The 12,714-nt window shown below is 41.9% G+C and carries 12 protein-coding genes; 8 read left to right on the top strand and 4 right to left on the bottom strand.

The genetic code is table 11. From position 1 onward, the window contains the following. A protein-coding gene (locus L650_RS23800) for an IS3 family transposase (RefSeq protein WP_128081053.1) occupies window positions 1-1,224 on the bottom strand; the annotation gives its coding sequence in 2 pieces (ribosomal slippage) (window positions 1-873 and window positions 873-1,224; 1,225 coding nt annotated over the 2 pieces). This gene is flagged as partial in the annotation. A gap of 519 nt (window positions 1,225-1,743) precedes the next feature. On the opposite strand from L650_RS23800, the gene rluA reads away from it, so the two are divergent. Continuing rightward, a complete protein-coding gene (gene rluA / locus L650_RS0112220) occupies window positions 1,744-2,397 on the top strand; it encodes a bifunctional tRNA pseudouridine(32) synthase/23S rRNA pseudouridine(746) synthase RluA (protein ID WP_024031523.1) in 654 nt (217 codons plus the stop codon). An 81-nt stretch (window positions 2,398-2,478) separates the two neighbouring features. Continuing rightward, entirely contained in the window at window positions 2,479-3,435 is a 957-nt protein-coding gene (locus L650_RS0112215; RefSeq protein WP_029773302.1) for a DUF3530 family protein, read from the top strand. Here L650_RS0112215 and djlA read toward each other — a convergent pair. Genes djlA through L650_RS0112200 form a run of 3 tightly spaced genes read right to left on the bottom strand, consistent with a single transcriptional unit; the run spans window position 3,418 to window position 5,956 of the window. Then, complete coding sequence (gene djlA / locus L650_RS0112210; protein WP_029773301.1) at window positions 3,418-4,278, bottom strand: co-chaperone DjlA; 861 nt, start codon at window positions 4,276-4,278, stop codon at window positions 3,418-3,420. The genes L650_RS0112215 and djlA overlap by 18 nt on opposite strands. 17 nt (window positions 4,279-4,295) lie before the next feature. Then, window positions 4,296-4,958: an N-acetylmuramate alpha-1-phosphate uridylyltransferase MurU gene (gene murU, locus L650_RS0112205; RefSeq protein ID WP_029773300.1), complete on the bottom strand. Its 663-nt coding sequence runs from the start codon at window positions 4,956-4,958 to the stop codon at window positions 4,296-4,298. Next, complete coding sequence (locus L650_RS0112200; RefSeq protein ID WP_029773299.1) at window positions 4,955-5,956, bottom strand: aminoglycoside phosphotransferase family protein; 1,002 nt, start codon at window positions 5,954-5,956, stop codon at window positions 4,955-4,957. The genes murU and L650_RS0112200 overlap by 4 nt, the downstream gene beginning before the upstream one ends. Before the next feature lie 101 nt (window positions 5,957-6,057). Between L650_RS0112200 and lptD the strand changes: the two genes are divergently transcribed. The 6 genes from lptD (at window position 6,058) to L650_RS0112170 (ending at window position 12,699) form a co-directional block, all read left to right on the top strand. Beyond that, window positions 6,058-8,310: an LPS assembly protein LptD gene (gene lptD, locus L650_RS0112195; RefSeq protein WP_029773298.1), complete on the top strand. Its 2,253-nt coding sequence runs from the start codon at window positions 6,058-6,060 to the stop codon at window positions 8,308-8,310. A 92-nt stretch (window positions 8,311-8,402) separates the two neighbouring features. After that, the gene (gene surA / locus L650_RS0112190; RefSeq protein WP_004585858.1) at window positions 8,403-9,698 is read left to right on the top strand and encodes a peptidylprolyl isomerase SurA; all 1,296 of its coding nucleotides are present in this window, start codon (window positions 8,403-8,405) and stop codon (window positions 9,696-9,698) included. A gap of 2 nt (window positions 9,699-9,700) precedes the next feature. After that, window positions 9,701-10,693 carry a 4-hydroxythreonine-4-phosphate dehydrogenase PdxA gene (gene pdxA, locus L650_RS0112185; protein ID WP_029773297.1) on the top strand — a complete coding sequence of 331 codons (993 nt, stop codon included), beginning with the start codon at window positions 9,701-9,703 and terminating at the stop codon, window positions 10,691-10,693. Continuing rightward, entirely contained in the window at window positions 10,690-11,496 is an 807-nt protein-coding gene (rsmA, locus tag L650_RS0112180) for a 16S rRNA (adenine(1518)-N(6)/adenine(1519)-N(6))-dimethyltransferase RsmA (RefSeq protein ID WP_004585856.1), read from the top strand. Before pdxA ends, rsmA begins: the two co-directional genes overlap by 4 nt. Further along, window positions 11,480-11,869 carry a Co2+/Mg2+ efflux protein ApaG gene (gene apaG / locus L650_RS0112175; RefSeq protein ID WP_029773296.1) on the top strand — a complete coding sequence of 130 codons (390 nt, stop codon included), beginning with the start codon at window positions 11,480-11,482 and terminating at the stop codon, window positions 11,867-11,869. Before rsmA ends, apaG begins: the two co-directional genes overlap by 17 nt. Before the next feature lie 11 nt (window positions 11,870-11,880). Further along, window positions 11,881-12,699: a symmetrical bis(5'-nucleosyl)-tetraphosphatase gene (locus tag L650_RS0112170; RefSeq protein WP_029773295.1), complete on the top strand. Its 819-nt coding sequence runs from the start codon at window positions 11,881-11,883 to the stop codon at window positions 12,697-12,699. The last annotated feature ends 15 nt before the right edge of the window (window positions 12,700-12,714 follow it).

Genomic DNA, 12,714 nt, shown 5'->3' with positions numbered 1-12,714 from the left:
CTTGGTGCGAAAGCGCCAGGTCTTTTTTATGCACTTGATTTGGTGTTTTCATATCCAAACTTAAGTGCGGTCGCATTTCATTGTATATAAATATCGATTCTTCAACGAGCTGTTTTAACTCTGCCATATTGCGACATTTATACAGTAAAAACTCTTGCTTTAATATCCCGTTAATACGCTCTGCTAATGCGTTTTGATAACAGTCATACCCATCGGTCATCGATGGTCTAATGCCCTCTTTTAATAGCGCATTTTGATATACTTCAGAGCAATATTGTAAACCTCTATCTGAATGATGAATGGCATCACGTTTATATACGCGTTGCTTAATTGTCATTTCTAATGCTCTGACTACATCGGTTGCTTTCATTTCATCACTCAGCTCATAACCCATTATTTTTCGACTGTAAGCATCAGTGACTAACGATAGGTAATGCACGCCTTGCGCTGACTTTACGTATGTAATGTCACTAACGAAGACTTCCTCGGCCGCAGTAGGCATGTATTCCTTTAGTAAATTGGGATGCTTGCGCATCCAATGGTTACTGTTTGTTGTTTTAGTGTAATTTTTCTTTGGTTTTACAAGAAAGTCATGCTCTCTCAAATAATCAAAAAAACAATCACGACCTAGTTTAATGCCACGCTCTTGCAGGTCTGGCTTTATCATCAGATAAAGTTTCTTCCCACCAATACGAGGCATGAATTGCCGCCAGTACATCACTAATTCTTTGACTGGCTCCAATTCTTTATTCCGAGCATCTATTCTGCGCATAGCTTGATAGTAACCTTGTCGCGTTACGCCATATGCACGGCATAACGGAGTAAGCTTTATTTGATGGTTTTCTTTTGCGCGCGTGATAGCTCGGATATGTACTTTTTTCGCAAGCCCGCTCCATATTCTTCATCCATAATATTAATCATTTCATCTTTGATTAAATCCTTTAGGCGTAACTCTTCTATCTCGCGCTCTAAACGTTTAATTTTTTGTGCTGGGGTTTCTTTCGATTTAGGCATGTTGGCTATATAAGTTGGTTTAGACCAATCTAATTTACCATGTTTTCGCAGCCATACCAGAACGGTACTGCGGCCTTGAATACCGTAATGACTTTGCGCTTGTTTATAGGTGAAGTCGCCTTTTTCTACTTGCTCAACAATAGATAATTTAAAGCCTAATGTATAATCTCGCTGAGTACGCTTAACGTCTTTAATTTTAGTGGTTTTCATAAAATAAGTCCTAAATGTGTAAACACATTTCAGGACAAGACAAAACTACACTTCAAAAAGCACGGTTTACAGGCCGTGCTTTTTACATTCACCTCTACAATTACTCATCAGTATCTTAGCCACCTAGTATAGCCATTATTTCAATATCTATTTCTGTAACTCTATAATAGATGCTGTCTGAGCCACAAACGGCACGTCGATTGATCACTAAAACCGCTTTTTTCTGAGTTAGCAAGCTTACCATTTATTGCTTCTGCTCTTCTTGCACGGCGAATTAAATCATTCACCAATTCACTTTTATTTGTGTAATCCCCCCACGTTTTCAACGTAATTACGAAGCCATAAATCATTCTGTTCAGTAAGTGAAATACTTTGCCTTGCCATAATGTGTTCCTATAACTTTAAGCTGGTGCAGTTTTACTCCAGCATGAAAAATACGCAATTAAACTTTTATCTTTTCCTTGAGCCTTTGCTCTCGCTCCCCTAAAATAGCGCCCTGCAAAATTACTGAGGTCGGCCGTGTTAGTTAATTACAATCCCCCAATGAGTCCGTATTTAACAATACTGCACCAAGATGACGACTTGCTCATCGTTAATAAACCCAGCGAACTTTTAACCGTCCCAGGTAAAGATCCAAAACATGCCGATAGCTTAATTAATCGCGTTAACCGTGTTTTTCCTACAGCTAAAATAGTGCACCGCCTAGATATGGCAACGTCAGGCATACTTTGCCTTGCTATGAATAAGGCAGCTCATAGGCATTTAAGTATGCAGTTTCAAGAACGTGAAACTGCAAAACGCTATATTGCACGTGTTTACGGCCAACTTGAGCAAGATACCGGATCGGTTGATTTGCCACTTATATGTGATTGGCCTAATCGTCCTAAGCAAATGGTTGATTATGAAAACGGTAAGCCCTCGCTAACCCACTTTAAAATACTTGCACGAGAAGCGGGCGCAACACGTGTAGAGCTCACGCCAATTACGGGGCGCTCGCACCAATTACGCGTGCACATGCTAAGCCTTGGCCACCCAATACTGGGCGATAGACTTTATGCCCATAAAGAGGCCCTAGCCGCGGCGCCACGTTTACAACTACATGCGCAAATGTTGCAACTAAAACACCCCGTGACCGAGCAAGTACTGACCTTTGAGGTAGAGCCCGACTTTTAATAGGTAAAGCCCGCAAAGTCAGTACTAAACTTTTACCTTAGCGCGCCGATACTTAGTTATTACTCACGTTTTGGGCTTACTATGATATCTGCGCAGCTAATCAAAAAAACGCTACAAAGTGTATGTTGTTGCTCTGCGTTATGCTTAAGCGCATATGCCAGTGCTGCAGAGCATATAGCCCCACCTTCTTTATCAAGTATCGAAAATAGCGATATAAAACGTCTACTACCCAATGATGAAGTTAAACCCATACTTGCTGGTGATACAGAATTTTTAAGTTTGTATAGCGAATACATGAGCCGCGATTTTAGAGGTATTGTATTACTCATCCCTGATTGGAATTCTACCCCCACCAGCAATGCTGGCATGAGTTACCTGCGAAAAGAGCTTACTAATTTAGGTTACACAACCTACGCCATGACAGTACCCGATATAGATTGGCAAGCAAGTAACATGGCTTCACAAGCAGATACCCAATCAAGCACGCAATCAAGTACGCAAGCGCAAAATGAAGAGCCAACAAAAACGGCGCAAAGTAACAGCGACGGTGCTGTTACAACGGCTCAAGAGTCACACTTTGTTAATGCCATTGATTTGGTGAGTAATGAGGTACTAAGTAATTATAAAACTAATTTAATAATGCGTTATGAGGCGCTCTATCAAAACGCGATGAGCGAGCCAAATAATATTGTCGTCATAGCACAAGGTACCAGTGCGGGAGTATTGCTAGAATACTATGCCGATTTTCCTGACTCGCGAATAGATGCGTTTATAAGCTTAAGTAGTTATTTACCTAATACACAGCGCAATAAAGGTTTAGCGCAAACCACATCGCTGGTGACCCCCGCCTTACTTGATATTTACTATGCAAATGACAATACCGATATACTTATGAGCCTTAAAAACCGCCAGCGCTGGGTAAATCGAAATGCTAAATTTGATTACCGCCAGCGCCAACTCTTTGGCCTGCGCGATGCGCCAGAGCAGCATGCACGGTTAACTAAAGTGATAGACGGTTTTTTACGCCGCCTTTTTTAAATACTCGTAAGCCGCTTGAATATCTTGGCTTTTTTTAACTGCTACTTCCATCATGTGTTTAGGCAGCCCTTGAGATACTAATTTATCAGGGTGATGCTGCGCCATTAATTTACGATACGCTACTTTAATATCTCGTTGCGTCGCGTCACTACTTAACCCTAATAAAGCCAAGGCCTGTGAGCGGTTCATGCTGTTATTAGGGGGCACATGATGACCAGAGCCTTCACGGTAACTGCTACTTTGACCTTGCTGCTGTTGTCTATACTGTTGTTGCTGCTGTCTAAAACTAAATTCAGCTTGGTAACGCTTAAGAATAAAAGCAAAATGAGTTTTAGAAATACCTAATTGCTTACTTACCTCTTGTAACAGCTGTTTTTCTTGCTCTGCGAGCACGCCATCAGAAAACGCCATTTGAATTTGAATTTCTAAAAACAGTTGCAGTAAGTCGTAACGTTTTGCAAAGCGTTCTTTAAAGTCGTGTACTGTTTCTTTAATCGAAAAGTCGCTGTCTTTACCTGATTGAAATGCATGCTGAGCTTCGCGGCGCTCATCGCCCTTTAGCCCCATTTCATCCATAAACATACTTGCCGCTTTTATATGCACCTCGCTTACGCGACCGTTCGACTTTGCAATATGCCCCATAACCGCAAAGCAGCTCGAAAAAAACAACGCTTGGCGCTCGTTTACATCATCACCTTTAAACAAACCTGAAAAGCCGCCGGCTTTATCAAAATCGTTTTTTAAGCTTTTATCAAATAAATGGCCGAGGTATAAACCTAAAATGGCACCAAAAATTTTGCCAAACATAAAGCCAAAACAAAAACCGAGTATTTTTCCCCACATCTAATTAACTGCCTCTATTAAAGTATGTTTTGTATGCGCTCGTTGAGCTGCGCGAGTCGCTGTGGTGTGCCGATATCGCCCCACTGACCAATATAAAGCTCAGTTGAGATAACTTGTTGGGCGAGCTTTTCTCGCAATATTGGCCCAAGCGGGCGTATGCCAGGCTCTAAACCTTTAAAAAAATTAGCGTGGTAACGGCTAATTCCCGAAAATGTATACTTTTGACTCTCAGCCGATAAGTGACTTAACGCAAAATCCCCTTTTTCGTTATGCGGTGGATTTTCTACTAACACTATGTGGGCCTCGCCGTCTTGCAGGTGCAATTGTGTAAGCGCATTCACATCGTAATCTGTGTATACATCGCCATTAATTACAATAAATTGCTCACCTAGTAATGGCAGCGCCTGAATAATTCCGCCTGCGGTTTCAAGGCCGCCCTCAGCCTCTTGGCTATATACAATGCGCACACCAAACTCAGCACCATTTTTAAAATAGCTTTTTATTTTATCCCCTTGCCAAGCTAGGTTTATAACAATGTTAGTAATGCCAGCGGCTTTAAGGTTATTAATATGGTGCTCAATCAGCGGTTTACCCGCCACTTTTAGCATAGGTTTAGGCATAGCTTGTGTAAGCGGCATCATTCGCTGGCCGCGCCCGGCTGCTAAAATCATGGCTTTCATGTGCGCTCCTTAGCTAATTTTAGTGTTACCTGCGGTATTACAGCGCTACTTACCCACTCACTTAAGGCTGCAAGCTCTGGATAGGTTTTAGCAACATCAACAATGTAATCCAACGTCGGTAAAATATTATCAAGGTAGCCGGTTTTACCATCGCGTAAATAGAGCCGGCAAAATATTCCCGCTGCCTTTAAATGGCGCTGAATACCCGTTAAATCAAACCACTGTTTAAACTGCTCAAAAGAAGTATCTGTTATTAATTTTTGCGCTGTAAATTCTTCATAGCCGTACTCAAGCAGCTGATTAAGCTGTGCTTGTGGCAACTTAAAGTAGCAATCACGTAGCAGCGACACTAAGTCATAACACAGCGGCCCGCGCACGGCATCTTGGTAATCTATAATTGCCCACTGCTCATTGCTATACATAATATTACGGCTGTGATAATCACGATGAACCGTGACCGTAGGCTGCGCTAGCATAGCGTTCGTTAATAGCTCACAGCTTTGCTGCCAAAGCGTTTGTTGCTCAGTACTCAATTTTAAGCCAATAAAATCAGTAACCAGCCATTGGCTAAAAATATTCAGCTCAAGATGAATAAATTCTTTATTATAATTTTGCATAGCTGCTGATTCAGGGGTTTTGGCCCAGCTTGCCGCTAAACGGATTAATTGCTTGTAATATTCATCTCTATTTGGCTCATCGAGCTTATCGGCTAAGTGTGTATTTCCTAAGTCACTTAACACAAAAAAGCCTTGTTCTTCATCGCTTGCAATTATTTCAGGCAATAAAAAGCCGTTGTCGGTGAATACTTTATTAAGAGAGATATACGGAGCGTTATTTACTTTTTGTGGGTCGGAGTCCATCACAATAAACGCTTTTCCGGCACAGCTTAAACGGTAATAACGGCGAAAGCTGGCATCCCCAGTAATGGCTACTAAGGAGTGTAGTTTAGCATCAAAGTACGTATTTATAAATAGTTGTAAATTATCAAAGCGTGTCATTATATAAGATGTCTATTTTTATAGGTCAATTACTGTATTTGCCATTGTTTTCCTTTATTATGTCTAGCTTATAATAAACCAAAGAGCATTAAGGTCGATAAATGAGCAAAACCTGGGGCATATTGATGCTAGGCGTAATTAGCGCACCATCGCTTGCCGAAACTGAACTGGCACACAATTTATGTGGCATTTCAATGCAAACCAGAGCTTGGCAACCTCTACCAAATTTAGCGGTAGGATCGGTTGATATACAAGCTGACGATGTAGAGCTCCTAGGCACACAAAGCGCTGAATTTACCGGCAATGTTGATATTAACACCCTTGATATGAGTTTGTCCGCACAAACTGCGCTTATAGATAAACAGCGCGGTTTACTTAATGCAACAGGCCCTATTACTTATCAAGACCGTGTAAGCCAAGTAAACAGCTCAGGTTTAAATGCCGATTTAAATAATTCAGAAATAAGCCTACTAGGTGCCGATTACAGCTTAACAGCGCAACAAGGTAAAGGTGGCGCCGAAAAACTCACTGTCAACGAGTCTGGCTTATTGTTAATGAATGCAAGCTTTACTACTTGCCCAAGCGATACACCAGTGTGGGAAATAGAAGCCGACGAAATTAATCTCTCTCGTGAAGAAGGCTGGGGCGAAACCTATAACGCCGTTTTACGTATTCTTGATACCCCCGTTTTATATTTACCTTATTTCACGTTTCCGCTGGATGAGCGACGCAAGTCGGGCTTATTAACACCAAGCATTTCAAGCTCCGACCGTTACGGCCTTGAAACTGTTACGCCTTATTATTGGAATATTGCGCCTAATTTTGACGCCACTATTACACCACGTTATATGTCGCGCAAAGGCTTACAATTGCAAACCGAGTTTAGATACCTGAGCGAGCAACATGAAGGCTTAGTCGGTATTGAATACTTAGATAGCGATGATTCGGAGCCTAGCCTTGATGAGCGCTATATGTTTCATTGGCAGCAACAAAGCTATTTAAGTGAAGACTGGCGCGCCAATATTGATGTAACTAACGTCAGTGATGACAACTACATCACCGATTTAAGCTCTAATTACGCAAATAAAACCGATACCCAACTTTATCGTACCGGCTCTGTGACTCACCTTGGTGACACATGGCGTACCGATATTAAATTTCAAAACTTTGAAGTACTGGGCGATCACTTAGAGTCGTATGCCGCGGTTCCACAAATTAGCTTTACACAAACCGCCCCATGGCGTTTTGATAACTTTGACTTTAGTTTGTCGGGTGAAGTAAGCCACTTTACCAACGAATCTTCAGAAATTGCCATCGACAGTGCTACCCGCGTACACGTAGAGCCAAAAGCGCGCTTTAACTACGCAACGCATGCGTGGTCGTTTCTCTCAGAAGTGAGCTTATTGCAAACTAACTACAAGCAAAGTGGTAATTTAACGGGCACTCAATATAGCGATAGCGTTTCGCGTACCTTGCCAAAAGTACGTTTGTACTCGCAGCTTAACTTTGAACGTGACACCTCGACCTTTTTTGAAGATGGCATTCAAACTCTTGAGCCACAAATACAGTATTTATATACCCCTAATAAGGATCAATCTGAGATAGGCCTATTTGACACCACTCGCCTACAGGATGACTTTTTTGGCCTATTTAGAGATACGCGCTTTTCGGGTGTAGACCGTATAGCCGCAGCTAACCAATTTACGTTAGGTGCAACAACACGCTTATTTGATAATAAACACGAAGAAGTGTTTAACTTTAGCGCGGGTCAAATTTTTTACCTAAATGACTCGGCTAAACCTACCGAGCAAGATTTAGACTCAGAGACAAACTACAACGCCCTTTTTGCAGCGCAAACAATGCTACATTGGCACCGCCGTTGGTACCTCTCAGCGGGTATGCAATACGACACGGATGGTAAACAAATGATCCAGTCAAATGTCACCCTCGATTACAAAGGTGACAATAATGAGCTAGTTCAATTGAACCATCGCTATGCAAATGATGTCTCAGGAAATACAATCGAGCAAACGGGTGTATTTACAAGTATCCCAATTAGTGATCAGTGGCAATTTATTGCAAGCTACCACCGGGACCTTGAAAATAATCGAAGCATCGAATTTTTAAGCGGATTACAGTATGAGTCATGCTGTTGGGCAATCCAAATTACTGGTCACCGTCAGATTGAAACCGATTTAAATCATTCTATCGGGCAGCAACAAGCCACTTTTGATTCAGGTATTAGTTTAAACTTTGTATTAAAAGGGCTTGGCAGTAAGAGCCGTTACGATGCACAAAAATTATTACAACAAGGTATTTTTGGCTACCGTAGACCGTATTTTCTTAATAATTAAGGCAAACGAGCAATTAAGGTGATACTTTAAAGCCCTAAAATGCAGTACGCCCTGTTTTAAAGCAGTACTATTAGAAGAGTAGTAAAAAGAATATGAATTTAAAAAAACTATTATCAACAGCTATTTTAAGCTTAAGCTTATGCCATGGCGCATTTGCCGCCCCACAGGAAATCGACAAAGTAATTGGTGTTGTAAACCAAGGCGTAATTTTAAAAAGTGAAGTAGACACCATAATTAATCGTGTTAAAAAGCAAGCCGCAGAGCAAGGCCAACAACTTCCTAAAGACGAAACGCTTCGCGTACAAGCCGTTGAGCGTTTAGTTAACCAAACGCTTATGATGCAAATGGCTGAACGTATGGGCCTTGAAATTTCAGACAGCCAGTTAGACCAAACACTCGCAAATATGGCAAAAGATCAAGGCGGCAGCATTGCCGATCTTCGTCGTACCATTGAAGCCGCTGGCGAGAGCTTTCAAGCCTACCGCGAAGAAATTCGTAAAGAAATCACCACCCAACAGGTTACCCGTGCCAATGTAGATCGTCGAATCTATATTAGCCAACAAGAAGTAGATAACCTGTTAAAAATAATGGAAAGCCAAGGTCAAAACTCTGAAGAGTATGATATTGGCCACATCCTTATTGATATTCCTAACGATGCAACAGCAGATGAAATCACCAGTGCGAAAACCCGTGCTGACAAAGTTATTGAGCTATTAAACGATGGCCAAGAGTTTAAACGCATCGCTATTTCATCATCAGGTGGCTCAAAAGCGCTTGAAGGCGGACAACTCGGTTATATGGGTATCAACGAAATGCCTTCGTTATTTGCCGAAGCTGTAAAAGGTCAAAAGAAAGGCGCTATTGTTGGCCCGCTTCGCTCGGGTGCTGGCTTTCACATAATTAAGGTGCAAGATGTACGTGGTCGCCAATTAGTAGAAACCACAGAAGTACGCTCACGCCATATTCTTATTAAGCCTTCAATTATTTTAAGTGAAGAAAAAGCACGTAGCATGCTAGCAGGATTTGCCAAAGATTTACGCGCAGGAAAAGCAGACTTTGCTGAGCTTGCTAAAGAATACTCAGAAGATCCAGGCTCAGCCCTTAAAGGCGGTGAGTATGATTGGACTGACCCTACAACGTATGTACCGGCGTTTAAAGATACTTTGTTATCACTTGATAAAAATCAAATTAGTGAACCATTTAGAACACAATTTGGTTGGCACATAGTACAACTTTTAGATAAACGTGTAGCAGATAAAACCGAGCTAGCTAAACGTAACCGTGCGCACGGCATGTTGTTTAATCGTAAATTTAAAGAGGAAAGTTTTAACTGGCAGCAAGAAATGCGCGAACAAGCCCATGTTGAAATTTTCCCTATAGACGAGTAATTATGACATTACGAATTGCAATTACCCCGGGTGAACCTGCGGGGATTGGCCCTGACTTGCTGCTGCAATTAGCTCAGCAACCATGGCAAGCTCAACTGGTCGCTATCGCCGACAAACAGTTATTAAAAGAACGCGCTCAACACTTGGGCCTTAATATTGAGCTAATTGATTTTGATGAAAATGCCCCTGCAGCTAAAGCGCCTGCAGGTAGCATTTATATTCACCAAGTAGATTTAGGCACTGACGTTAAGCTAGGTGAACTAGACGACTTAAACGGCCAATACGTGCTTGATACCTTACGTATTGCCAGCGAAAAAAATATGGACGGTACCTTTGATGCCGTTGTCACGGGCCCTGTTCACAAAGGGATTATTAATAAAGCCGGTATTTCCTTTAGTGGCCACACGGAGTACTTTGCTCAGCAATCGGGCACCTCTGATGTCGTAATGATGCTAGCAACTGAAGGCTTGCGTGTTGCCCTAGTAACAACGCATATACCACTGGCTTATGTATCGCGTGCAATTACACAAGAGCGCTTAACCAAAGTTATTAGTATTTTAAACCACGACTTACAAACTAAGTTTGGTATTGAGCAACCAAAAATTTTAGTGTGTGGATTAAACCCCCATGCCGGCGAAGACGGTCATTTAGGCACTGAAGAAATAGAAACAATTTCACCTACGCTTGAGCTCTTAAACAGCCAAGGCATGAATTTAATTGGTCCGCTTCCTGCCGATACCCTATTTCAGGATAAATACCTCTCTCAAGCCGATGCCGTGCTTGCTATGTATCACGATCAGGGTTTACCTGTGCTAAAATACAAGGGATTTGGTAACTCGGTAAATATAACCTTAGGTTTACCATTTATCCGCACTTCGGTTGATCACGGTACTGCGCTTGATTTAGCAGGCACCGGTGACGCTGAAGTTGGCAGTTTTGAATTAGCGATCCGCGAAGCAATTAAGCTCGCCCATGAAAAAGCACAGAATCAATGACCGATAAAGTACATTTAGGACACCGCGCCCGTAAACGTTTTGGGCAAAACTTTTTATTTGATGAATCTATCATTGATAAAATAGTGACTGCAATCGATCCTAAACCACAAGACAACCTAGTAGAGATTGGCCCAGGTTTAGGCGCAATTACCGAGCCTGTTGCCGATTTAAGCGGCCAACTTACTGTTGTTGAGCTAGATAAAGACTTAGCTCAGCGTTTAATTGAGCACCCTTTTTTAGGTCCTAAATTAAACGTAAACCAAGGCGATGCAATGAAGTTTGACTTTGCAAGCCTTGTACGCGATGACAAAAAATTAAAAGTGTTTGGTAACCTGCCTTACAATATTTCTACGCCATTACTGTTTCATCTTTTTGAGTTTGCTGATCATATTGAGCACATGCACTTTATGCTGCAAAAAGAAGTAGTAAAACGTATGGTTGCAGGCCCAGGCAGCAAAACCTTTGGCCGCTTAAGTGTGATGACGCAATACTACTGCCACGCAATGCCCGTGGTTGAAGTACCGCCAGAATGTTTTAAACCAGCACCTAAAGTAGACTCTGCGGTTATTCGTCTGATCCCTAAAAAAGCCGAGCAACGTACCGCTAAAAGCGTGAAAATTTTAAACACCGTGTGTTTAGAAGCCTTTAATCAACGCCGTAAAACATTGCGTAACAGCTTAGGCAACTTACTCACCGCAGATGAGCTTACCAGCATTGGTATTGATATTACTTTGCGTGCTGAAAGCCTAACGTTACAACAATTTATTGATATAGCTAATTGGATTTATGACAACAAGCAGTAATATTAGCTCTCCTGTAAAAGTCTCTGTAGAGACTTTTTATGTTGAAGGGCAATCTCAGCCTGAGCTAGAAAAGTACGTTTTTGCCTACTCAGTGACAATTAAAAACCACAGTCTTTGCAGCGCTACACTTTTAAGCCGTTATTGGTTGATCACCGATGCCAATGGTAAAGAAGTTGAAGTAGAGGGCGAAGGCGTTGTGGGCGAAACCCCCGTTATAGGCCCAGGCGAAACTTACAAATACACCAGTGGCGCAATATTAGACACCCCTGTTGGCACCATGCAGGGACACTACACACTGCGCAATGAGTTTGGCTCTGAGTTTGAAGCACCTATAAGCGTATTTCGTTTAGCGTGCCCTAACATTTTACATTAGTAAAAAGCGCCATGGCTGATTACGCAATTGGTGATTTACAAGGCTGCTTTAAAGAGTTTAGCCGCTTGCTCAAACGGGTTGACTTTAACCCAAGCAAAGATCACCTTTATTTAGTGGGCGATATCGTCGCACGTGGGCCGGACTCTCTGGCCTGCCTAGATTATATTTATCGCCATCAAGACAGCATGAGTGTTACTTTAGGCAATCATGATTTACACATGGTTGCCTGTCACTATCTTAATAAGCCAATCAACCCCAAAGATAAACTCGGTGCTATTTTTGATAGTAAAAAGCTTCATCACTATATAGCCTATTTGCAAACTCAGCCGCTTGCTATTTATTTAGCACAGCACCGCAGCTTTATATCGCATGCAGGGCTTAACCCTAATTGGTCTATAGAAAGCGCACTTAAACACGCACAGTTTGCTCAGAGTTGTTATCAATCGGCTAATGCTAAGCACTTTTTTGAAAAAATGTATCAGCCCCACCCCGCGATATGGCATGACGATTTAAACGAATTTGATAAGTTTAGGTACATTGTTAACTACTTTACCCGCATGCGCTTTTTAACCAGCAACAACACGTTAGAGCTTAGTGCGAAAGGCGCAATTAGCGATAATAAAACGTTAACAGCCTGGTTCACTCACCCTAATATAAAAGCATTAGAAAACAACCTTATATTTGGCCATTGGGCCGCTCTTGAAGGGGTTACTCAGCTCAATCACATACATGCGCTCGATACCGGATGCGTATGGGGCGGTGCTTTAACGATGATGAACTTGCAAACTAAGCAAAAAATAGTAGAAAAGCCGACGCTTTTATCTAAATAAACTGTAAAACCCCAG

The organism is Pseudoalteromonas sp. TB51 (assembly GCF_000498055.1).
In the GTDB taxonomy this organism is placed as follows: domain Bacteria; phylum Pseudomonadota; class Gammaproteobacteria; order Enterobacterales; family Alteromonadaceae; genus Pseudoalteromonas; species Pseudoalteromonas atlantica.
The sequence above is the reverse complement of the archived record's forward strand: the minus strand, read 5'-3'. Positions and strand labels throughout refer to the sequence as shown.